Source organism: Vibrio sp. 10N.247.310.23 (genome assembly GCF_041467155.1).
Taxonomy (GTDB): Bacteria; Pseudomonadota; Gammaproteobacteria; order Enterobacterales; family Vibrionaceae; genus Vibrio; species Vibrio crassostreae_C.
Genome location: NZ_JBFSTZ010000029.1, coordinates 53,639 through 77,713 on the forward strand (window position 1 = coordinate 53,639; position 24,075 = coordinate 77,713).

The window sequence follows — 24,075 nt, forward strand, 5'->3', positions numbered from 1 at the left end:
TTATTAAAAGATACATTAGGCACAAGCAATGGCACGTTTTTTCCAACCAAAAAAGAAAACTCAACTCGAGACCAAGCATCAATCGGTTTTGGTTGAACGAATGGATCACAATGGCGCTGGCATCGCTTATCAAAAGAATAAACCGGTTTTCATTGATGGCGCATTGCCCGGTGAGCAGGTGGTTATTCAACTTACTGAGAGCAAAAGTAAGTTTTCGCGAGCTAAACTCATCAAGTTATTGAAGCCGAGCGAGCAGCGTTTAAAGCCGTTTTGTAAGCACTTTAATCAGTGTGGTGGCTGTCACCTTCAACACCTAGGTTACTCTTCTCAGGTTGAGCATAAATCGCAATCTCTGACGCACCTGATGAGCCAATACCAAACGGCGAACACTGAAGTTGCACAACCTATTGTCGGTGATGAAACCGGTTATCGACGTCGCGCACGTATCAGCCTATTTGTTGATAAGAAGACGCAACAGCTTCAATTCGGTTTCCGTAAGAAGCAGAGTAAGCAGATTGAAAACATCACCGACTGTGCCGTGCTTGATCCTCGCCTTAATGTGTTGCTGCCAAAACTGAAAAATTTACTGAACACTTTCAACAGCCTTACGTCTTTAGGACACGTTGAATTGGTGTTGGGCGATACTGGCCCTGTTATGGTGCTACGTCACCTTAAGCCTCTGGTTGAAAAAGATGAGCAAGCGCTGATTGCGTTAGCAAAAGAAGAAGGCGCTACGCTGTATTCGATGCCTGAAACCGATAAGTTGGTTCGCTTAGTCGGCGATACACCTTCTTACAGCGAAACTGGCGTGACGTTACCGTTTGAGCCAAACCACTTTATCCAAGTAAACCAGAAAGTGAATCGGCAGATGGTGGCTCAAGCGATTGAGTGGCTAGAGCCTCAAGCGGATGAGCGAGTGCTAGACCTGTTTTGTGGTCTCGGTAACTTTAGTCTGCCTATCGCGCAACAATCGGCGTTTGTGGTTGGTGTAGAAGGCGTTGATGAAATGGTTCAGCAAGCCGCATCTAATGCAGCGTTAAACCAGTTAAGCAATACAGAATTTTACCAAGCTAACCTTGAAGAAGACTTATCTTCACAGCCTTGGGCAAAAGAGAAATTCGATAAAGTATTGCTTGACCCGGCACGTGCGGGAGCGAGTGGGATCGTTGATCAAATTTCAGCGTTAGGAGCGAAGCGTGTGGTTTATGTTTCGTGTAATCCTGCTACTCTAGCTAGAGATTCTGAGAGCTTAGAAAAACAAGGCTATCAATTAGCCAAACTGGGTATGTTGGACATGTTCCCACACACCAGTCATCTAGAATCTATGGCTCTCTTTATCAAGGCTTAGAGGCCCTTAAACAAGGCTTCAAATGAATCACAAAGGCGCAGGGAAGCCTGCGCTGATATCAATATGGTCGAACTAACTTGGAACCAGTTAGTCATATTGAATTGGGTATAAAACATAATAACTAGGAAGGCATGATGGTTGCGGTACGAAGCGCACATTTAAACCCAAGCGAACAGTTTGAGCTAGAAAGTTGGATTGCGTCATTGAATCAAGACGCAAAAACCTCGAATAAACTGATTAAAGTTTATCGTCACTGTGAAGAACTTTTAAAAGATCACGAGCAAGCATCGCTCTTGCTTTGGCGTGGCCGTGAGATGATCGAAATCTTGGTCACCTTGTCCATGGACCGTGCCACTTTAATTGCTGCACAACTTTTCCCCGTCGTCTCAAGCGGCGTTTTTGAGCGCGAAGCGTTTGAAGAAAGCTACGGTAAAGAAACCGTAAAGTTGATCGATGGCGTTGAAGAAATGGCGGCCTTAGGCCAGTTAAACGTGACCCTTGAAGGCAGTGCTGCCTCGGGTCAAGTTGATAACGTTCGACGCATGCTACTGGCTATGGTCGATGATTTCCGCTGCGTAGTCATCAAACTCGCTGAACGAATCTGTAACCTTATCGAGGTAAAAAAAGCGCCTGATGCTGTGCGTCGCGCGGCCGCAAAAGAGTGTTCTAACATCTATGCCCCACTGGCAAACCGTTTAGGTATCGGCCAACTTAAGTGGGAAATCGAAGATTACGCATTCCGCTACCAACAACCAGATACCTACAAGCAGATTGCAAAACAGCTGTCTGAGCGTCGTATCGTTCGTGAACAATACATCACAGATTTCGTTGATGATTTAACCGCAGAAATGCAGCGTTCAAACATCAATGCTGAGGTGAGTGGCCGACCAAAACACATCTACAGTATCTGGCGCAAAATGCAGAAGAAAGGCTTAGCCTTCGATGAGCTTTTTGACGTACGAGCAGTACGTATTATCGCTGACCAGCTGCAAGACTGTTACGCCGGCCTTGGGGTGGTACACACTAAATACAAGCACCTCCCGAGCGAATTTGATGACTATGTGGCGAACCCTAAGCCAAATGGTTACCAGTCGATTCATACCGTAGTACTTGGCCCTGAAGGCAAGACCATTGAGATTCAGATCCGTACTAAGCAAATGCACGAAGACTCTGAGCTTGGTGTGGCGGCGCACTGGAAGTACAAAGAAGGAGCTTCAAGCGGCCGTAGTGGCTACGATGAGAAAATCACTTGGTTGCGTAAACTTATCGACTGGCAAGAAGAGATGTCGGACTCTGGCGAGATGCTGGATGAGGTACGCAGCCAAGTCTTCGATGACCGTGTATACGCATTTACTCCACGTGGTGACGTGGTCGACTTACCAATGGGCGCAACCCCGTTGGATTTCGCCTACCACATCCACTCGATGGTCGGACACCGCTGTATCGGTGCCAAAGTAGCGGGGCGTATCGTACCGTTCACTCATAAACTATCGATGGGCGATCAAGTTGAGATCATCACGCAGAAAGAGCCGAACCCATCTCGTGACTGGTTAAATCCAACCACAGGTTTTGTTCATTCTGGTCGAGCTCGAGCGAAAATCAACGCTTGGTTCCGCGCACAAAGCCGTGAGAAAAACCTAGAAGCGGGTCGTGATATCCTGGAAGTTGAGCTAGCGAAAGTAGGCGCAACCCTAAAAGATGCTGATCAATACGCACTAAAACGCTTTAACGTGAATACGCCAGACGAACTCTATGCAGGTATTGGTAGTGGCGACTTGCGTATTAACCAAGTGGTTAATCACATCAATGCGCTAGTGAATAAGCCAACGGCGGAAGAAGAAGACAAGAAAGCGCTAGAGAAACTGCTTGAGTCGGAAAACAAGCCGGCACAACAGAGTCGTCCGAAGAAAGATGCGGTAGTGGTTGAGGGCGTTGATAACCTAATGACGCACCTAGCGCGTTGCTGTCAGCCAATCCCAGGTGATGTGATTAAAGGTTACATCACTCAAGGTCGTGGTATCTCAGTGCACCGCGCTGACTGTGAACAGCTAGGCGAGCTAAGCGTGCATGCGCCAGAACGTATCATTGATACCGTTTGGGGTAATGGCTTTGTCGGTTCATACATCCTAACGCTGCGTGTTGAAGCGCTAGAACGTAATGGCTTGTTGAAAGACATCACCTCACTGTTCTCGAATGAAAAGATCAGCGTGACCACAATGAAGAGCCGCATCGACTACAAGCGTCAGCTATCGGTAATGGATTTCGATTTGGAAGTGACCAATATTGAGATTCTGAGCCGAGTGACAAGTCGAGTCGAGCAGATCAAAGATGTAATGAGCGTTAAGAGACTTGGATGATCCTTTTGTGTCATTTATGTCATTCCCTACAGTGAGGGACGAACGTGATAGGGAATCTCGCCAAGCGGTTTGAGATCCCCAACTCGCTCATACTTCACTCTTGGAGATGACGAAAAATAGAAAGGTGAGTGGTTTTGGCTGCTCACCTTTTTTAGTTTTAAGAAAAGAATTAGATTAAAACAATCAAACAGAATAATAGGAAAGCACCATGAGCCACCCGATTGAACAACTAGAACAAATTATGACTAAGCTGCGCGATCCAGAAGGTGGCTGTCCTTGGGATTTAAAACAAAATTTTGAAACAATTGTCCCGCATACTATCGAAGAGACGTACGAAGTGGTGGATGCGATTCACAACAAAGATTGGCCGAACCTACAAGAAGAGTTGGGTGACTTGTTGTTTCAGGTGATCTTCTATAGCCAGTTAGCGAAAGAACAGGGGGTGTTTGAGTTCTCTGATGTGGTTGATGGCATTAACGAAAAGCTAACACGCCGCCATCCGCATGTGTTTTCTGATACCGAGTTTGCGAGCGATGAAGAAATTAATGCCAACTGGGAAGCTGAAAAAGCCAAAGAAAAAGCTCAGGCAGGCAAAACTCAAGAAAGTATTCTAGACTCAATACCAAACTCTCTACCTGCGCTTTCACGTGCTACAAAGATTCAAAAACAGGTAGCGAAATATGGCTTTGATTGGGACTCTATTGGCCCAGTGGCTAATAAGGTTTTAGAGGAAGTCGATGAGGTGCTGGAAGAGGCACTTCAAGTGACGCCAAATGAAGAATTGGTTGAAGAAGAGCTGGGGGATTTACTGTTCGCGACCGTTAACTTGGTACGACATTTAGGTAAAAACCCAGAATCGGCACTCAATAAAGCCAATCTCAAGTTTTCGCGTCGCTTTAAAGGGGTGGAACAAAAAGTTCGTCAGCAAGGTAAAAATTTGACCGATTTTTCACTACAACAGCTTGATTCCATGTGGGGTGAAGTCAAAGTGGCGGAGAAAAGATAACCAAAGCTTTTATCATGAATTGATTTGAAGCAAAAAATAAAAAATAGCAGTGTGATAGATTTCACGTTGTGGCGATAAGGGGCTTCTGGTATATTTTCATCCCGTCCAGAAGTAGTCCATTTCCCTCATTCAACCAATTTCAGGTTAAACATGACGACAAATTACATTTTTGTTACTGGCGGGGTTGTATCCTCTCTAGGTAAAGGTATTGCTGCAGCATCTCTTGCGGCTATTTTAGAAGCTCGTGGTCTTAAAGTGACTATGATGAAGCTTGACCCTTACATCAACGTTGATCCAGGCACTATGAGCCCGACTCAGCACGGTGAAGTGTTCGTTACGGAAGATGGCGCTGAAACAGACCTTGACCTTGGTCACTATGAGCGATTCATTCGCACCAAGATGACTAAGCGTAACAACTTCACTGCAGGTCGTGTTTACTCAGACGTACTAGCAAAAGAGCGTCGCGGTGATTACCTAGGTGCAACAATTCAGGTTATCCCACACATCACTAACTCTATCAAAGAGCGTGTTATTTCTGGCGCAGCTGGCCACGATATCGCGATCGTTGAAGTTGGTGGTACGGTTGGTGATATCGAATCTCTACCATTCATGGAAGCGATTCGTCAGCTAGCAGTAGAACTAGGCCGTGAACGCGCAATGTTCATGCACCTTACTCTAGTGCCATACCTAGCAGCTGCGGGCGAAGTGAAAACTAAGCCAACGCAACACTCTGTAAAAGAGTTACTGTCTATTGGTATTCAGCCAGACATCCTAGTTTGTCGTTCAGACCGCAACATTCCTTCGAACGAGCGTAAGAAAATTGCTCTGTTCTGTAATGTGCAAGAAAATGCAGTTATTTCTATGCGCGATGTTGACTCTATCTACAAGATCCCTCAGCTTATTAAAGCTCAAGGCACTGATGAACTTGTATGTAAGCGTTTCGGCATCACAGCTCCAGAAGCAGATCTGTCTGAATGGGAACAAGTAATTTACGAAGAAGCTAACCCAACGGGTGAAGTGACGATTGGTATGGTTGGCAAGTACATTGAACTGCCAGACGCATACAAATCAGTAAATGAAGCGCTAAAACACGCAGGCTTGAAAAACCGCCTAAGCGTTAATATTAAATACGTAGATTCACAAGATGTTGAGTCTCGTGGCGTAGAGGTTTTAGAAGGCCTAGATGCAATCCTAGTTCCTGGTGGCTTTGGTGACCGTGGTGTTGAAGGTAAGATTCTTGCTGCTCAATACGCTCGTGAAAACAAAGTACCGTACTTAGGTATCTGTCTAGGTATGCAAGTAGCACTTATCGAGTACGCTCGTAACGTTGCGAAAATGGAAGGGGCACACTCTTCTGAATTCTGTACTGAAACTAAGTACCCAGTTGTTGGTCTTATCACTGAGTGGACTGATGGCGAAGGTAAAGTTGAAGAGCGTACAGAAACATCTGACCTTGGCGGCACAATGCGTCTTGGTTCACAGCTTTGTCACCTAGCGAAAGGGACGAAAGCTTACGAATTATACGGTAGCGCGACGATCCATGAACGTCACCGTCACCGTTACGAAGTGAACAACAATCTTCGTCCACAAATCGAAAAAGCGGGCCTAAAAGTATCGGGTCTATCTGCGGACAAGAAACTGGTTGAAGTTATTGAGAACCCGAACCACCCATGGTTCGTTGCTGCTCAATTCCACCCAGAGTTCACTTCAACACCTCGCGATGGTCACCCATTGTTTGCAGGTTTCGTTAAAGCGGCTGGTGAGTTCCAGCGCGGCGAGTTAGAGAAGTAAAAAGGAATACAGGTAGCTGCGTAAGTTGTGCTGCTACCTTTAAATTTGACATTTATATATTCAACGAGAAGGAAACATTCAATGTCTAAGATCGTTAAAGTTCTAGGTCGTGAAATCATCGATTCACGTGGTAACCCAACTGTAGAAGCTGAAGTACACCTAGAAGGCGGTTTCGTAGGTATGGCTGCTGCTCCATCTGGCGCATCTACTGGTTCTCGCGAAGCTCTTGAGCTACGTGACGGCGACAAATCACGTTTCCTAGGTAAAGGTGTTCTTAAAGCTATTGAAGCTGTAAACGGCCCAATCGCTGAAGCTCTAGTTGGTACTGACGCTAAAGCACAAGCTGACGTTGACCAAATCATGCTTGACCTAGACGGTACTGATAACAAGTCTAAGTTCGGCGCGAACGCTATCCTAGCTGTATCTCTAGCTAACGCAAAAGCTGCTGCTGCTGCGAAAGGCATGCCTCTATACGAGCACATCGCTGAGCTAAACGGTACTGCTGGTCAGTTCTCTATGCCTCTACCAATGATGAACATCATCAACGGTGGTGAGCACGCAGATAACAACGTTGACATCCAAGAGTTCATGATCCAACCAGTTGGCGCTAAAACTCTTAAAGAAGGTCTACGTATCGGCGCTGAAGTATTCCACAACCTAGCTAAAGTTCTTAAGTCTAAAGGCTACAGCACTGCAGTTGGTGATGAAGGTGGTTTCGCTCCTAACCTTAAGTCTAACGCTGAAGCTCTAGAAGTTATCGCAGAAGCTGTTGCAGCTGCTGGTTACGAACTAGGTAAAGACGTTACTCTTGCTATGGACTGTGCAGCATCTGAGTTCTTCGACAAAGAAGCTGGCATCTACAACATGAAGGGCGAAGGTAAAACTTTCACTTCTGAAGAGTTCAACCACTACCTAGCTGAGCTAGCGAACAACTTCCCAATCGTTTCTATCGAAGACGGTCTTGACGAGTCAGATTGGGATGGCTTCAAGCACCAAACTGAACTTCTAGGCGACAAGCTTCAAATCGTTGGTGACGATCTGTTCGTTACAAACACTAAGATTCTTGCTGAAGGTATCGAGAAAGGCGTAGCTAACTCTATCCTTATCAAGTTCAACCAAATCGGTTCTCTAACAGAGACTCTAGCTGCTATCAAGATGGCTAAAGACGCTGGCTACACTGCAGTAATCTCTCACCGTTCTGGCGAAACTGAAGATGCAACTATCGCTGATCTAGCGGTAGGTACAGCTGCAGGTCAAATCAAAACTGGTTCTATGAGCCGTTCTGACCGTGTTGCTAAGTACAACCAACTTATCCGTATCGAAGAAGCTCTAGGTTCTAAAGCTCCTTACAACGGTCTTAAAGAAGTTAAAGGTCAATAATTCGTCCTATTTGGCACTGTAGCTGCGTTAACTGCAGAAGATTCACTAAGTCACATAGGAAACTATGCTCCATAGCTGAATCTTCTTTGTTGCCTTGCTACAGCACCAACTAGTTAGAATTATGCACTAATACTTTTGAATGCCTCGCTTATGCGGGGCATTTTTTTGTCTGTAGAAAACTGAATGAAAGAAGCTCTAGGCTCTAAAGCTCCTCCTTGTCACATATAAAGTTCGTCATTCCCTAGACTGACGAAGGAAGGAGTAGGGAATCTCATTGTTTTCCTGACAATGACTCCCCGACTTATTGATTCCCTGACACCACATATCTCGCACCAATAAGCTCATTATGGTATATATGTGCCTTATTCTAGTTCCTTCTTTTTCAACCGGCGAAAGGTGTTATGCGAATTTTTGCTTTAGTACTGCTCATAGTGTTTGGCTGGCTACAACACACACTGTGGCTCGGTAAAAATGGTATCTCTGATTACTACGGTGTGAACAACGAAATCCAAGTTCAACAGCAAGTAAATGAAAAGCTGCATATTCGAAATGCAGAAATGTTTGCTGAAATTGACGATCTACGCCAAGGCTTAGACGCGATAGAAGAACGCGCACGTCATGAACTTGGAATGGTCAAAGAAGGTGAAACGTTTTATCGCATCATTGGTGAGGAATCCCATTAATGTCGACTCAACTTCAAAGCGTGATTGCCGTTGTACCTGCGGCGGGCGTCGGTAGCCGAATGAAGGCAGACCGCCCTAAGCAATATCTCAAGATTAACGGCTCAACGATTTTAGAGCACACCGTAGATAAATTATTGTCTCATCCACAAGTCTCTCAAATTATCGTCGCGATTAGCGATGATGACCCATACTACCCAGAGCTTGCTCTAAATCAGAACCCACAAGTGATCAGAGTGTCGGGTGGAAGCGAAAGAGCGGACTCCGTACTCTCTGCTTTAGATTACATTGCAGAGCAACAGCTCGGTGAGTGGGTAATGGTGCACGATGCTGCAAGACCTTGTGTCCAGTTGGGTGACATCGATAAGTTGATTTCAGGCGCGATGAACCACGATGTCGGGGCTATTTTGGCCGCGCCCGTTCGTGACACGATGAAGCGAGGTGCCCAAGGGCAGATTGAGCATACCGTTGAACGAGCTGATCTATGGCACGCACTGACGCCGCAAATGTTTAGAGCAGAACCTCTCTGGAATACATTAAGTGAGGCGCTTCAACAAGGTGTTTCAATTACCGATGAAGCTTCAGCCTTTGAGTGGAAAGGTTTATCGCCCGCATTAATCGCTGGGCGTTCAGATAATTTTAAGATTACTCAGCCAGAAGATTTAGCGCTCGCTGAGTTCTATTTAAGTCAGAATAAGGAATAATGATGATTCGTATTGGCCATGGCTTTGATGTACATAAGTTTGGTGGTGAAGGCCCGGTAATTATTGGTGGCGTGAGCGTCCCTTATGAACAAGGTCTTATTGCACACTCAGACGGTGATGTTGCCCTACATGCGTTATGTGACGCTCTATTAGGTGCGATTGCTGCGGGTGATATTGGACGTCATTTCCCAGACACTGATGATGAGTGGAAAGGTGCAGACAGTCGAGAGCTATTGAAAGATGTTTATCGTCGAGTAAAAGAGCAAGGCTACGTGATTGGTAATGCCGATATTACTATCATGGCGCAAGCACCAAAAATGGCGCCTCATATAGACTCTATGTGCCAAGCTATTGCACAAGACTTAGAAACCAGCATCAGTAATGTGAATGTAAAAGCGACGACCACAGAGCGTTTAGGTTTTACAGGTCGCAAAGAGGGCATCGCATGTGAAGCGGTGGTCCTAATTACCAAAAGTGCGTAAGCACCAACACGAAAAGAACAGCATGTCAGATATTTTATCTTCATTGGCTTATCTAAACGGTAAACCAACTGCGAAAGCAAAACTAAAAGCAAAAGCCGAACACTTTGTCGTTAATGAAGACTTGGGTTTTGAATTTACCGGCGAAGGCGAGCATCTCATGGTTCGCATCCGTAAAACGGGTGAGAACACGAGCTTCGTGGCCAATGAGCTGGCTAAAGCTTGCGGTGTTAAGTCGAAAGACGTGAGCTGGGCGGGTTTGAAAGACCGCCACGCTGTGACAGAGCAGTGGTTGAGTGTACACCTACCAAAAGGTGAGCCTGACTTTTCAGGGTTCTTAGCACAGTACCCAAGCATTGAGATCTTGGCGACAGCAAGACACAACAAAAAGTTACGTCCGGGTGATTTAGTTGGCAACCAATTCGAGCTGACTTTGTCTGAAGTAACAGACTGTGATGATGTCGTAAAACGTTTGGAAAAAGTCGCTCAAGTCGGTGTGCCAAATTACTTCGGTGCTCAGCGTTTTGGTAATGAAGGTAACAACTTATCTGAAGCTCGTCGTTGGGGCCGTGATAACGTTCGTACTCGTAACCAGAATAAGCGCAGCTTGTACCTTTCTGCGGCTCGCTCGTGGATTTACAACCTGATCCTGTCGGACCGTATTGAGCAAGATGCGTTTGCATCGGCATTGGTTGGCGATATTGTCATGAAAGATGGCGCTCAACTAGCGGTAACTGCGGACAATATCGAAGCAGTAAACCAAGACATCGCGAATGGCGCTGCATGGGTTACTGTTGCTTTGGCTGGCGATAATACTTTGCCAACGACTGATGAGTCTCAAGCGTTAGAGCAAAAACATCTTGATTCTGAACCTGACCTAATGGCGCTGATTCGCGGTAACCGCATGCGCCATGACCGTCGTGAAGCATCGTTAAAACCAACCGATTTAACTTGGGAAGTGAACGAAGATAATGTCACTCTTAAGTTCTCTCTAGACGCAGGTTGTTTCGCAACCGCTATCGTTCGAGAGTTGGTTGAAGAAGTACACGTAGAGAGAACCTACGAGCAATAACGATTCTGCTTGGAGCTGAGTCACTTGATATTGGAATTTAAGTGACTTGGCTTAGCATGGGAACAAAAGAAAGGATACAAGATGAAGATTTTACTCAGCAATGATGATGGTGTGCACGCTCAAGGTATTCATGAGCTGGCAAATGAGCTACGTGATCTTGCTGACGTTATCATTGTTGCCCCTGACCGTAATCGCTCGGGTGCGTCAAATTCATTAACTTTAGAACAGCCTCTGCGTGTTCAAGAGATTACTGAAAATACCTATTCGGTACAAGGAACACCGACCGACTGTGTGCATTTTGCGTTAAACGAACTGCTAAAGAATGACATGCCTGATCTGGTATTAACGGGCATTAATCACGGTGCTAACCTGGGTGATGACGTGCTTTATTCCGGCACGGTGGCTGCAGCAATGGAAGGGCATTTTCTAGGCGTTCAATCGGTAGCGTTTTCTCTGGTGGGAAAAAAACATTTTAAGACAGCGGCAGCGATTGCTCGTCGTATTGTCGAACAACATTTAGCAAACCCAATCCCGACCAACCGCTTGTTGAACGTAAACGTTCCTGATTTAGCCTTAGAACAATTGTCTGGTACTCAGGTGACGCGCTTAGGTGCTCGTCATCACGCTGAAGATATGATCAAGCAAAAAGACCCGCGTGGTCACGATATCTATTGGCTTGGCCCTCCGGGTAAAGAGCAAGATGCCGGTGAAGGTACCGATTTTTACGCGATTGAGCATGGCTTTGTGTCGGTAACACCGTTGCAGGTTGATCTGACGGCGCATGAGTCGTTGGGTGCGATGGCAACATGGTTAGGGGAGAAGTAAGTGAGTAATCCGCAAGCTGAGCGTTTAATTACTTTCCTGATTGAAAATGGTATTCAGGATCAAAAGGTTCTTGATGCGATTTACCAACTGCCGAGAGAGAGCTTTTTATCACAGGCGATGTATCACCAAGCCTATGATAATAATGCGCTGCCTATCGGTCAGGGTCAGACAATCTCACAGCCATACATTGTTGCTAAAATGACAGAGCTACTTGAATTACAACAAGATAGCCGTGTCTTGGAGATCGGAACGGGTTCTGGTTACCAAACTGCGGTATTGGCTCAACTTGTTGATCATGTGTATTCGGTTGAAAGAATAAAGTCGCTACAATGGGATGCCAAGCGTAGGTTGAAGCAACTCGATTTCTACAATATCTCAACTAAGCACGGTGATGGTTGGCAAGGTTGGTCTTCAAAAGCCCCTTTTGATGCGATTATTGTCACCGCCGCTGCAGAGTCGATTCCTCAAGCGCTTCTGCAACAGCTGAAAGATGGCGGTCGTTTACTGATTCCAGTCGGTGATGACGAACAGCAACTATTGAAGATCGTTCGACACGGCGATGAGTTTTTATCGAGTGTTATCGAGATGGTGAGATTTGTACCTCTTGTTCCTGGTGAGCTAGCTTAATAAAAGACTAATGGTGTAGGTGGATAGAGAGTCGATGCGTTCGAAGTTGTTAAAAGGAAGTACTTTACTGCTTAGCTGTGCCCTTGTTGGGTGTGCAGCGAATTCGCCTGCGCCCGTTTCAAACCTAAACAAGAATTACTCATCGATTGATCGTGGTAGTTATCGTGGCAGTTACTATGAAGTTAAAAAAGGCGACACCCTTTACTTCATTGCTTATGTCACCAATAAAGACGTTAAAGACCTCATCGGTTATAACAAGTTGTCTGCTCCTTACACTATCCACCCAGGGCAGAAGCTTAAGTTATGGCGTCCTAGCTACAACGCGCCAGCGTATGGTAAGTCAACGGTAGCGGCAGCAGCAGTTGCTGCGCCTGTCGCCGCATCCACAACGTCATCTGCGGCAAGTAAACCGAAAACCACACCACAAAAGAGCAAAAACTCTAAACCGGCTCCAGCTCAAACTACCACCAAAGTGGTGAAAAAAGATCCACCAAAGAAGGTTGAACAATCCAAATCAAAGGAGTATGTTGGTTCTAAAGGTAAACAGAATGTTACACCGCCCACCAAACCAACAAGTGATAAAGTATCCAAATGGTTATGGCCAACTAAAGGGAGAGTAATCAAGAGTTTCTCTGTAGGCGAACAAGGAAATAAAGGCATAGACATAGCAGGACAGCGAGGTCAGCCAATAGTATCTACTGCAGGGGGAACGGTTGTTTATTCGGGTAATGCACTACGAGGCTACGGCAATCTAGTGATTGTGAAGCACAATGATAATTACTTAAGTGCATACGCGCACAACGACCGACTATTAGTATCTGAAGGGCAAAGTGTGAAACCAGGGCAGAAGATTGCAACAATGGGAAGCTCTGGAGCCAGCAGTGTTAGGCTGCACTTTGAGATTCGTTACCAAGGTAAGTCCGTTAATCCAAAACGATATTTACCTTAAATACAATATGCAAAAATTACGTATTGTATGGAGTGACATAGTCATTTAGCGACATATGAAGTTGTAATGTCATGCTAATTTCGCCAGGGGGAGGCGTTATGAGTATAAGCAATGCAGTAACCAAAGAAGAGTTCGATCTTGACCAAGCAACCACGGAACCGGAAGCTCTTGGAAAAGCAAAACGAACAGTCACTAAGAAAACCGAAGCGAAAGAAGAAGTTGAAGTTACGTCTAAAAGTTTAGATGCCACTCAACTCTACTTAGGCGAAATTGGTTTCTCACCACTACTAACCGCTGAAGAAGAAGTGCTATATGCACGTCGAGCTCTACGCGGTGATGAAGCAGCACGTAAACGCATGATCGAAAGTAACCTGCGTTTAGTGGTAAAAATTTCACGTCGTTATAGCAACCGCGGCCTTGCACTTCTCGATCTAATCGAAGAAGGCAACCTAGGTTTGATTCGCGCCGTAGAGAAGTTTGATCCAGAGCGTGGCTTCCGCTTCTCAACTTACGCGACATGGTGGATTCGTCAAACCATTGAACGTGCGTTAATGAATCAGACTCGCACTATCCGTTTGCCAATCCATGTTGTGAAAGAGCTGAACATCTACCTACGTACTGCAAGAGAGCTATCACAAAAGCTTGACCATGAACCAACGGCAGAAGAAATTGCTTCTAAGCTAGATAAGCCGGTTGGTGATGTGAGCAAGATGCTTCGTCTAAACGAAAGAGTGAGCTCTGTTGATACGCCAATTGGTGGTGACGGTGAGAAAGCGCTGTTGGATATTATTCCAGACATCAATAATTCAGATCCTGAGGTTTCAACTCAAGATAGCGATATCAAGAACTCGTTGATTTTCTGGCTTGATGAGCTGAATCCTAAGCAGAAAGAGGTGCTTGCGCGTCGCTTTGGACTACTGGGTTATGAACCGTCAACATTAGAAGAAGTGGGCCGCGAAATCAGCCTGACTCGTGAACGTGTTCGTCAAATCCAAGTTGAAGGTCTTCGCCGTCTACGTGAGATTCTTATCAAGCAAGGTCTGAATATGGAAAACCTGTTCAACGTAGAAAACGACTAATTGAACGGATGATGCTTCTCTAAATAGAAGACAAATAAAAACGCTGACTTTAAGTCAGCGTTTTTTTGTTTGTGGCTTTGGTATTTCATGCCGTCTAATCAAAATAGCAGTACGGCCATAACAAGCTACTTGGTAAGAAACTAAAGCAGCTTCTTCAAGCGGTAAAGTTCTTCTAATGCTTGGCGAGGAGTTAGATCATCAGGATCAACATTCGCTAGCGCTTGCTCTACTTCACTCGGTTCTGGGATCAGGCTCAGTTGGTTTGCGATATCGACACCGCTTGGCTTCGATGTTGGCGACTCCATACTTAACGCTTCTAACTGAGTCAGCTTCGCACGAGCATTCTTGATCACTGCTTTCGGTACGCCAGCTAAACCTGCAACCGCTAGACCATAAGATTTACTTGCAGCACCTTCTTGAACTGCGTGCATAAAGGCAATGCTATCACCATGCTCAACCGCATCTAAGTGTACGTTTGCTAAAGTTGGAAGTTGGTTAGGTAGTTCAGTTAGCTCAAAGTAGTGCGTTGCAAACAGTGTCATCGCATTGATTTGATTGGCTAGCCACTCTGCACTTGCCCAAGCCAGAGACAGGCCATCGTAAGTACTGGTACCACGACCGATTTCATCCATTAGCACAAGGCTGTTTGGTGTTGCATTGTGCAGGATATTTGCGGTTTCTGTCATCTCAACCATGAAGGTTGAACGGCCAGAAGCCAAATCATCGGATGCGCCAATACGCGTAAAGATACGGTCGATAGAGCCGATGGTTGCGCTTTCTGCAGGAACATAACAACCGATATGAGCCATCAATGCGATGAGTGCCGTTTGGCGCATGTAGGTCGATTTACCACCCATGTTGGGACCCGTGATGATCAGCATCTTACGTTGATCATTCAGGTCGATAGGGTTAGCAATGAAAGGTTCGTCCATCACTTGTTCAACAACAGGGTGACGACCGGCCTGAATTTGTACGCCAGCAGACTCTGTCATGGTTGGACGACAGTAATCAAGGGTATCTGCACGCTCAGCCAAGTTCTGTAGAACATCAAGCTGAGATACTGAAGAGGCGATATTTTGTAGGCGCTCTAGATACGGCAGTAGTAAGTCAAACAACTCTTCCCACAGCTGTTTCTCGATAGCGAGTGCTTTCGACTTAGAGTTAAGTACTTTGTCTTCGTGCTCTTTTAGCTCAGGAATGATGTAACGCTCAGCATTTTTCAGCGTTTGACGACGAACATAGTGTGGCGGCACAAGATGGCTTTGCCCACGGCTTACTTGAATGAAGAAACCATGTACGTTGTTGTAGCCAACTTTTAGCGTGTCGATGCCATGACGTTCACGCTCTTCTTGCTCAAGCTTATCAAGAAATTCAGTTGCGCCAGCTGCAAGGTCGCGCCATTCGTCTAACTCGGCATTGTAGCCTTCTGCAATCACACCACCGTCACGGATAACCACCGGTGGGTTCTCTTTGATTGCACGTTCAAGCAGCTCAGAAACCTCATCCACAGGAGAAGCATATTGAGCAAGTTGAGTTAGGTATGGGTGCTTCAGTTGCGTCAGTGTTTCAGCAAGCTCTGGCAAATATTCCATTGCTTGGCGAAGACGCGCCATATCGCGAGGGCGAGCAGAGCGAAGTGCTAATCGAGCGAGAATACGTTCGATATCACCAATCTGTTTTAAGGTTGGCTGTAGTTCTGTGAATAGAGCCAAATCTTTCATTTCACCAATTGCATCTAAGCGCTGATCGAGTGCAGATATATTGCGCATTGGTTGATGTAACCAACGCTTAAGCATACGGCTACCCATTGCTGTCGCAGTGTGATCAAGTACTTCGGCAAGGGTGTTATCAGTACCACCCCCAAGATTTTGCGTGATCTCCAAATTACGACGAGTTGCAGCATCAAGGATCACCGAGTGATCTTGTTTATCCATCGTGAGTGAACGGATATGAGGGAGGGCAGTACGTTGGGTATCTTTCACGTATTGGATCAAACAACCAGCCGCACATAGACCCAGTTTCGCGCTTTCTACGCCAAAGCCAACCAGATCGCGAGTACCAAACTGCTTATTCAATTGCTGCTTAGCGGTGTCTAATTCAAATTCCCATACAGGGCGGCGGCGGTTGCCATTACGGCTTGCCATTAAATCGACGGGTTCGAAATCTTCAGGGAACAGCAGCTCACGCGGAGAGGTTCTTTGTAGCTCAGCGGCCATCGCTTCTTCTGTTTCTGGCTCGCAAAGTTGGAATCGGCCAGAGGTAATATCAAGTGTCGCATAACCGAATTTACCGTTGTGGTGATAAATGGCTGCAATTAGGTTATCAACGCGTTCAGAAAGCAAGGCTTCGTCGGTTACGGTACCCGGTGTCACGATACGCACTACTGCGCGCTCAACAGGGCCTTTTGAAAGTGCTGGATTACCAATCTGTTCACAAATTGCTACGGACTCACCAAGTTGCACTAACTTTGCAAGGTATCCTTCAACCGCATGGTATGGAACACCTGCCATCGGAATCGGTTCACCATTTGATGAGCCACGCTTAGTCAGTGAAATATCGAGGAGTTGAGAGGCTTTTTTAGCGTCATCGTAGAAAAGCTCGTAGAAATCGCCCATGCGGTAGAACAGCAGAATTTCTGGGTTTTCTGCTTTCAGTTTTAGATACTGCTGCATCATGGGAGTATGTTTTTGATCGGCTTTCACAGTTAACTTCTTTCGTTTATTTCTATTGCGGCTTAGGATACGTGAAAGCGTTTCGTGCGAAAAGCGGCTGATGCGAAAAGATGCGAATCCAAATGATATGACAGTAAATAAAGGGAAGCAGATGATGCAGATGACTCAAGACCTTAGTGAGCAGCTTGGACATTTACTCGCTAAACACAAACACGTGTTAGTGACGGCTGAATCTTGCACTGGCGGAGGTGTCGCGAGTGCAGTCACCGATATTGCGGGCAGCTCTGGATGGTTTGATCGCGCTTTTGTTACGTACAGCAATGAAGCCAAACAAGAGATGATCGGTGTACAGCTTAAAACCTTAATGGAGTTCGGCGCCGTGAGTGAGCCTGTCGTAATAGAAATGGCGAGCGGGGCATTGCAACATTCAAACGGGACGATCTCTGTATCAATCAGTGGCATCGCTGGCCCAGGTGGCGCGACCGAAGATAAGCCTGTTGGTACAGTATGCTTCGCGTGGAAAGCGCTAAATGGCTGGGATAAAGTAGAAACGCATGTATTTACAGGCGACAGATCACAAGTACGCCAACAAGCCACGCACCATGCCCTGCAAGTTATTTATGATTACCTATCAATGGAAGGTAAGTAACATTTGTACAAATTATTTTCATACAGGTATAGACACTGTATGAATCAACAGTATAATGAAAGCCAATTAGTCACCCCTATGTGGGTTAGAAATAGATTCTAGATCGCTTGTTGAGACAACCGATTATGTGGAGATAGAAATGGACGAGAATAAACAAAAAGCGTTAGCCGCAGCCCTTGGTCAGATTGAAAAGCAATTTGGTAAAGGTTCTATCATGCGTCTTGGTGATAACCGCACAATGGACGTAGAAACTATTTCTACAGGTTCTCTATCTCTAGATATCGCACTAGGTGCTGGTGGCCTACCGATGGGACGTATCGTAGAAGTTTACGGTCCAGAATCATCAGGTAAAACAACGCTAACGCTTGAGCTTATTGCTGCAGCACAGAAAGTGGGAAAGACGTGTGCATTCGTTGATGCGGAGCACGCACTTGACCCTATCTACGCTCAAAAGCTTGGTGTTGATATCGATGCACTTCTTGTTTCTCAACCAGATACTGGTGAGCAAGCGCTGGAAATCTGTGATGCACTGGCTCGTTCAGGTGCAATCGACGTTCTTGTTATTGACTCAGTAGCAGCCCTAACACCAAAAGCAGAAATCGAAGGCGAAATGGGCGACAGCCACATGGGTCTTCAGGCTCGTATGCTTTCTCAAGCAATGCGTAAGCTGACGGGTAACCTTAAGCAGTCTAACTGTATGGCTATCTTCATTAACCAAATTCGTATGAAAATTGGTGTGATGTTCGGTAACCCAGAAACAACAACAGGTGGTAACGCACTTAAGTTCTACGCATCTGTTCGTCTTGATATTCGCCGTACTGGTGCGATTAAAGATGGTGATGAAGTTGTTGGTAACGAAACTCGTATCAAGGTCGTTAAGAACAAGATTGCTGCACCATTCAAACAAGCTGAGACTCAAATCCTTTACGGTAAAGGCTTCAACCGCGAAGGTGAGCTTATCGACTTAGGTGTTAAGAATAAGCTAGTAGAAAAAGCAGGCGCTTGGTACAGCTACAAAGGCGATAAGATCGGCCAAGGTAAAGCTAACGCTGGTAAATACCTACGTGAAAACCCAGAAGTTGCTCTAGAGATCGATACTAAACTTCGTGAGTTACTACTGACTCCTGCTGTTCTTGAAGAGAAAGACGTAGAGAAAGAAGAAGAAAACGAAGAGCTATAAGCTCACGTTTTATAGAGTGGATGTTTGAAAGAAGCATCCGCTTTGAAAGAATTTAAAGCCTCGCATATTTTATGCGGGGCTTTTTTATTGGATCTGCTCCGTCGAGCATGTCTTTGGTCAAATCTCTCTCGTTGACTGAGTTTCTTCGGTACTAGGTCGTCAATTTAGTTCTGCTTTTCCACGGCAAGATATAGTGGAATATTCTTCATTTTATCGAATTCCCACTAAAATCCTGCCCAAGGGTGTCTTTTCTACAAGAAAACTAGTCGAAGCCTTAACCATGATCTACAATACGGCAAAATTCTAACTCGACTATTTTCAGGAAGAGCTGCATGTACATGAGCACTGATGAGGTTCGCAACGCGTTCCTTAAGTTCTTTGAGAGCAAAGAACACCAAATCGTAGACAGTTCATCGTTAGTTCCACATAACGATCCAACCCTGCTATTCACTAACGCAGGTATGAACCAATTCAAAGATTGCTTCTTAGGCGCCGAAAAGCGTGCCTACACTCGAGCAACTACGGCTCAGCGTTGTGTACGTGCGGGTGGTAAACACAATGACCTTGAAAACGTAGGTTTCACGGCTCGTCACCACACGTTCTTCGAAATGCTAGGCAACTTCAGCTTTGGCGACTACTTCAAAGAAGAAGCGATTGGATTTGCTTGGGAATTCCTGACTGAAACTCTTCAACTGCCAAAAGATCGTCTACTGGTAACGGTATACGAGACAGATGATGAAGCATTCGATATCTGGAACAAGAAAGTAGGTGTTCCTGCTGACCGTATCGTTCGCATTGGCGACAAAGAAGGCGGTAAACAGTTCGAGTCTGATAACTTCTGGACGATGGGTGACACAGGTCCTTGTGGTCCATGTACTGAAATCTTCTACGATCACGGTGATCACATCTGGGGCGGCCGTCCTGGTACACCTGAAGAAGATGGTGACCGTTTCATCGAGATCTGGAACAACGTATTCATGCAGTTCAACCGTCACGCTGACGGCACAATGGAACCGCTACCTAAGCCTGCTGTAGATACAGGTATGGGTATTGAGCGTATTTCTGCAATCATGCAGGGCGTTCACTCTAACTACGAAATTGATGTATTCCAAAAGCTAATCAAAGCGACTGCGGAAGTTGTTGGTCATGACGATCTATCTAACCAATCGCTACGCGTTATTGCTGACCACATCCGTTCTTGTTCATTCCTAATTGCTGACGGTGTTATGCCTTCAAACGAAGGTCGTGGCTACGTTCTACGTCGTATCATCCGTCGTGCAGTTCGTCACGGTAACAAGCTTGGCGCACAAGGCGTGTTCTTCCACAAACTTGTGGGCGTACTGGCTGAAGTGATGGGCTCTGCGGCAGATGAACTTAAGAAACAGCAAGAGCTGGTTGAAAAAGTACTTCGCATTGAGGAAGAGAACTTTGGTCGTACGCTAGAGCGCGGCATGGTTATTCTTAATGACGCACTAGATGCACTTGAAGGCAAAGAGCTTGACGGCGAAACAGTTTTCAAACTTTACGATACATACGGCTTCCCAGCTGACCTTACTAACGATGTAGCTCGCGAACGCGATTTTACTATCGATGAAGAAGGCTTTGAGAAGGCGATGGAAGCACAGCGTAAGCGTGCACGTGAAGCAGGCCAATTCGGCACGGATTACAACGCGACAATCAAAGTAGACACCAACACTGAGTTCTGTGGTTACACAGCAACTGAAGGTGCTGGTGAAATCTCTGCGCTATTCGTTGACGGCGAAGAGGTTGCTTCACTATCGGCTGGCGACAAAGCAATCATCATCCTTGAAGAGACACCATTCTACGCTGAGTCAGGCGGTCAATGTGGTGATGCTGGTACACTAAAAACAGCGTCGGGTCTTTTCAAAGTACAAGACACTCAGAAGCTAGGTAACGCATTTGCGCACCACGGTGAGCTAGTTGAAGGTGTATTTGCTAAGGGCGATAAAGTAGAAGCAACGGTTGACGCTGAGCGTCGAGCTGCTATCTCACTAAACCACTCTGCCACTCACTTACTTCACTCTGCATTGCGCGAAGTGCTAGGTGAGCACGTTGCTCAGAAAGGTTCTTTAGTTAAGCCAGACAACCTACGTTTTGACTTCTCTAACCTTGAAGCGGTAACACCAGCACAGATTAAAGAAGTAGAGCGTCTAGTTAACGCACAAGTTCGTAAGAACCATGTGATTGAAACGAACATCATGGACATCGAGTCAGCGAAAGAAAAAGGTGCAATGGCACTGTTTGGTGAGAAGTACGATGATGAAGTTCGCGTTCTATCTATGGGCGACTTCTCTACTGAACTTTGTGGTGGTATCCACGCTTCAAACACAGGTGATATCGGCCTATTCAAGATCACTTCTGAAGGTGGTATTGCTGCGGGTATTCGTCGTATTGAAGCGGTAACAGGTGAAGCTGCACTAGATGCAGTAGAAGCTCAAGCTAACGCTTACGAAGAGAAACTGGCTGAGTCAGCTAAGAAAGCGAAATCGCTAGAGAAAGAAATCCAACTGCTTAAAGAAAAGATGGCTGCTGCAGAAAGCGCAAACATCATGGGCAAAGTAGAAGACATCTCTGGTACTAAAGTTTTGGTTGCTGCAATTGAAGGCGCAGACAACAAGAACCTACGTACTATGGTTGATAATGCTAAAAACCAAGTAGGTAGCGGCATCATCCTGATCGCGAACGTAGCAGACGGTAAAGTTGGCTTGATTGCTGGTGTAACCAAAGACCTAATCGGCAAAGTAAAAGCGGGTGATCTCGTCAAGATGGTTGCTGAGCAAGTTGGCGGTAAAGGCGGCGGTCGTCCAGATATGGCTCAAGCGGGCGGTACAGACGTTGCAGCACTGCCAGAAGCGCTTAAATCTGTGCGTACTTGGCTAGAAGAGCGTCTTTAAGCTTAAGTAATTGATACAAAGATGCCCAATCAGTTGATTGGGCATCTTTTATTTTGCCTATTGGAAGTGTGTTTAAACAAGGTTTGATTGAGATTAACCAAGAAGTCTAATGGTGGCGTTAGACTCCTTGGTTAATTTTTTATTGCTTCGCCCTGACGCGGAGTATGTGTTTTTTTGTCATATATAGACATTGGTCTTGGGAAGGTGAGGACGGGTGAAAATGCCTCTTATCGTGCAGAAATTTGGTGGAACGTCGGTGGGTTCAATTGAACGAATCCATCATGTAGCAGAAAAAATCATTGAAGCGAAAAATGAAGGGAACCAGATCGTGGTTGTCGTTTCTGCTATGTCTGGTGAAACAAATCGGTTAGTTAATTTAGCCACGCAAGTTGATAGCGTACCAAACGCTAGAGAACTGGATGTGTTGTTAACGGCTGGCGAGCAAGTTTCCATGGCCTTGTTAGCAATGACGTTACACAAGTTAGGTTATGAAGCGACATCGATGACTGGCTATCAAGCCAAGATACACACGGATTCTAATCATAATAATGCAGCGATTGAGCGTATTGATACTGCTCCGATTCAAGCTCTGCTAGATGACAACCAGATTGTTATTGTTGCAGGCTTTCAAGGATTCAATGCGAAAGGTGATATCACGACATTAGGCCGCGGTGGTTCAGATACTACAGCGGTCGCGCTTGCAGGTGCCTTGCAGGCGAAAGAATGCCAGATCTATACTGATGTAGATGGTGTTTACTCTTGTGACCCTAGAGTCGTAAAACAATCTCAGAAATTAGATACTTTAGACTTTCCTTCTATGGAAGAGATGGCTCGCCGAGGCGCTAAGGTATTGCACCTTCCTTGTGTTCAGTATGCATGGCAGCACAACGTGTCATTGCGAGTGCTTTCAAGCTTTGAACAAGGCGAGGGCACATTGATCGCGGGTAATCAGTGTTTGAATGATATTGCTGGCATCGCCATCCAAAGAGATATGGTGCGTATCGAGTGTTTGAATGAAGATTTACCGTCTTTCATTTCACATTGCCAACTGTTGGGGATCGAAGTCTGTAGTGTGATCGAGGAAACAGAACGGGCAGCACTCATTATTAAACAAGACATAAGTGCCAAATTAAAACTAGTTTTTGCTGAGAAAATCCGTAATAGTGAACAGGTTAGTTTGTTAACTGTGGTAGGAAGCCGAACACAAGAAATTGTGGTCAGTTCACATGGATTGTTGTCTGAAGGCGAAATTGATGTACAGCATCACTTATTGCAGCAGCAGTCTTTAACTTTGGTGATATCACCAACGCAAGTCGATATGGCTGCTAACATATTACACAATGCATACATCGTAGCGCGTGAAACACAGGGTTATCCTAAAAAAGAAGTGCATTTTGGTTAAATAAACTCAATCGATAGTTTACGAAAATATAACTTTTGTTGGATAATGCTCTCGTAGCTAGATAAATTTAGAGATTACTCAAGGAGCAAAGAATGCTAATTTTGACTCGCCGCGTTGGCGAAACACTGATGATTGGTGATGAAGTAACAGTTACTGTACTAGGCGTTAAAGGTAACCAAGTACGTATCGGTGTTAACGCACCTAAAGAAGTATCTGTTCACCGTGAAGAGATCTACATGCGCATTCAAGCTGAAAAAGGTAATGGTAACGTTGCATCTGGCAACTACTAATACTTTTGCGTAGAGAAGAGGCTAGCATTGTTGCTAGCCTTTTTTGATCTTGGGGAACCGAAACACTGATTGGGACATAGATGGGTTGGATAACGGATCGGTCTCAAAGTGGTGAAGTGAATGCTTTGTGATGCTGCGAGATACAGACAAGGTTGAACAGAACTGTTGCTCTGTATTTTGTTTGGCAAAACTCAAGATTTATTCGCTTCCCCTATGGCGAAAATACGCATCCCGTAGTATTGTGCCATCAGCGGTAGCACTTGCTGCTGGAGAAATTAGATAATTGTTTTCGGCTGTTTATTATTGCCAATCTTTCACCTTAATTTTTAAGGGAAAAAGCGCGATTTGAATCTTATAAGTTCAATTTGCAAGCGCTTTGATTAAATAGCAAACGGTTGAGTGTTTTTGTCCAATTTTTTTCAATAAAGTGTTTGACATATTTTCGGTAAAACGTAATATGTGCCTCCGCAAGACGGTGAGGTGGCCGAGAGGCCGAAGGCGCTCCCCTGCTAAGGGAGTATGTGGTTTGTAGCTGCATCGAGGGTTCGAATCCCTCCCTCACCGCCATTTCTTGCGAGTCTAAAATTAGCAATTTAGACAATGTAAATGTGCGTCCTTAGCTCAGCTGGATAGAGTACCTGGCTACGAACCAGGCGGTCGGAGGTTCGAA

19 protein-coding genes and 1 tRNA gene are annotated in these 24,075 nt (G+C 45.5%); 19 read left to right on the forward strand and 1 reads right to left on the reverse strand.

Annotated elements, in window-relative coordinates:
* Nucleotides 1-28 precede the first annotated feature (28 nt).
* From rlmD to rpoS, 13 genes are all read left to right on the forward strand, one after another.
* Entirely contained in the window at nucleotides 29-1,348 is a 1,320-nt protein-coding gene (gene rlmD / locus AB6D93_RS19550) for a 23S rRNA (uracil(1939)-C(5))-methyltransferase RlmD (protein WP_102333133.1), read from the forward strand.
* Between the two features lie 134 nt (nucleotides 1,349-1,482).
* Nucleotides 1,483-3,705, forward strand: a complete 2,223-nt coding sequence (relA, locus tag AB6D93_RS19555) for a GTP diphosphokinase (RefSeq protein WP_017059036.1) — start codon at nucleotides 1,483-1,485, stop codon at nucleotides 3,703-3,705.
* A gap of 208 nt (nucleotides 3,706-3,913) precedes the next feature.
* On the forward strand, nucleotides 3,914-4,711 hold the full coding sequence (mazG, locus tag AB6D93_RS19560; protein ID WP_102333132.1) for a nucleoside triphosphate pyrophosphohydrolase: 798 nt from the start codon (nucleotides 3,914-3,916) through the stop codon (nucleotides 4,709-4,711).
* Between the two features lie 150 nt (nucleotides 4,712-4,861).
* On the forward strand, nucleotides 4,862-6,502 hold the full coding sequence (locus AB6D93_RS19565) for a CTP synthase (protein WP_017063214.1): 1,641 nt from the start codon (nucleotides 4,862-4,864) through the stop codon (nucleotides 6,500-6,502).
* A gap of 81 nt (nucleotides 6,503-6,583) precedes the next feature.
* On the forward strand, nucleotides 6,584-7,882 hold the full coding sequence (gene eno / locus AB6D93_RS19570; protein WP_017059033.1) for a phosphopyruvate hydratase: 1,299 nt from the start codon (nucleotides 6,584-6,586) through the stop codon (nucleotides 7,880-7,882).
* A gap of 401 nt (nucleotides 7,883-8,283) precedes the next feature.
* Entirely contained in the window at nucleotides 8,284-8,565 is a 282-nt protein-coding gene (gene ftsB, locus AB6D93_RS19575; protein WP_010435786.1) for a cell division protein FtsB, read from the forward strand.
* The gene (gene ispD, locus AB6D93_RS19580; RefSeq protein ID WP_102333131.1) at nucleotides 8,565-9,266 is read left to right on the forward strand and encodes a 2-C-methyl-D-erythritol 4-phosphate cytidylyltransferase; all 702 of its coding nucleotides are present in this window, start codon (nucleotides 8,565-8,567) and stop codon (nucleotides 9,264-9,266) included. The genes ftsB and ispD overlap by 1 nt, the downstream gene beginning before the upstream one ends.
* Before the next feature lie 2 nt (nucleotides 9,267-9,268).
* On the forward strand, nucleotides 9,269-9,748 hold the full coding sequence (ispF, locus tag AB6D93_RS19585; RefSeq protein WP_017067356.1) for a 2-C-methyl-D-erythritol 2,4-cyclodiphosphate synthase: 480 nt from the start codon (nucleotides 9,269-9,271) through the stop codon (nucleotides 9,746-9,748).
* A 22-nt stretch (nucleotides 9,749-9,770) separates the two neighbouring features.
* Complete coding sequence (gene truD, locus AB6D93_RS19590; protein WP_102333130.1) at nucleotides 9,771-10,817, forward strand: tRNA pseudouridine(13) synthase TruD; 1,047 nt, start codon at nucleotides 9,771-9,773, stop codon at nucleotides 10,815-10,817.
* Between the two features lie 81 nt (nucleotides 10,818-10,898).
* Nucleotides 10,899-11,642, forward strand: coding sequence for a 5'/3'-nucleotidase SurE (surE, locus tag AB6D93_RS19595; protein ID WP_017059030.1), 744 nt, complete (start codon nucleotides 10,899-10,901; stop codon nucleotides 11,640-11,642).
* The gene (locus AB6D93_RS19600; protein ID WP_017059029.1) at nucleotides 11,643-12,269 is read left to right on the forward strand and encodes a protein-L-isoaspartate(D-aspartate) O-methyltransferase; all 627 of its coding nucleotides are present in this window, start codon (nucleotides 11,643-11,645) and stop codon (nucleotides 12,267-12,269) included. It begins immediately after the preceding gene.
* Between the two features lie 34 nt (nucleotides 12,270-12,303).
* Nucleotides 12,304-13,218, forward strand: a complete 915-nt coding sequence (gene nlpD / locus AB6D93_RS19605; protein ID WP_017059028.1) for a murein hydrolase activator NlpD — start codon at nucleotides 12,304-12,306, stop codon at nucleotides 13,216-13,218.
* 98 nt (nucleotides 13,219-13,316) lie between these two features.
* Complete coding sequence (gene rpoS / locus AB6D93_RS19610) at nucleotides 13,317-14,297, forward strand: RNA polymerase sigma factor RpoS (protein ID WP_017059027.1); 981 nt, start codon at nucleotides 13,317-13,319, stop codon at nucleotides 14,295-14,297.
* Between the two features lie 140 nt (nucleotides 14,298-14,437).
* Here rpoS and mutS read toward each other — a convergent pair whose 3' ends face one another.
* A complete protein-coding gene (gene mutS, locus AB6D93_RS19615) occupies nucleotides 14,438-16,999 on the reverse strand; it encodes a DNA mismatch repair protein MutS (RefSeq protein WP_017059026.1) in 2,562 nt (853 codons plus the stop codon).
* Nucleotides 17,000-17,123: 124 nt separating this feature from the next.
* Here mutS and pncC point away from each other — a divergent pair, with 124 nt between their 5' ends.
* From pncC to AB6D93_RS19645, 6 genes are all read left to right on the forward strand, one after another.
* Nucleotides 17,124-17,618 (forward strand): nicotinamide-nucleotide amidase, encoded by a 495-nt coding sequence (pncC, locus tag AB6D93_RS19620; protein WP_029235458.1) that lies wholly within the window; start codon nucleotides 17,124-17,126, stop codon nucleotides 17,616-17,618.
* A 139-nt stretch (nucleotides 17,619-17,757) separates the two neighbouring features.
* Nucleotides 17,758-18,798: a recombinase RecA gene (gene recA / locus AB6D93_RS19625; RefSeq protein WP_017056586.1), complete on the forward strand. Its 1,041-nt coding sequence runs from the start codon at nucleotides 17,758-17,760 to the stop codon at nucleotides 18,796-18,798.
* Nucleotides 18,799-19,130: 332 nt separating this feature from the next.
* A complete protein-coding gene (alaS, locus tag AB6D93_RS19630; protein ID WP_102333129.1) occupies nucleotides 19,131-21,713 on the forward strand; it encodes an alanine--tRNA ligase in 2,583 nt (860 codons plus the stop codon).
* Between the two features lie 220 nt (nucleotides 21,714-21,933).
* Entirely contained in the window at nucleotides 21,934-23,115 is a 1,182-nt protein-coding gene (locus tag AB6D93_RS19635; protein ID WP_017063224.1) for an aspartate kinase, read from the forward strand.
* A gap of 92 nt (nucleotides 23,116-23,207) precedes the next feature.
* Entirely contained in the window at nucleotides 23,208-23,405 is a 198-nt protein-coding gene (gene csrA, locus AB6D93_RS19640) for a carbon storage regulator CsrA (RefSeq protein WP_004415691.1), read from the forward strand.
* 474 nt (nucleotides 23,406-23,879) lie between these two features.
* Nucleotides 23,880-23,972: transfer RNA gene (locus AB6D93_RS19645), tRNA-Ser, on the forward strand.
* Nucleotides 23,973-24,075 lie beyond the last annotated feature (103 nt).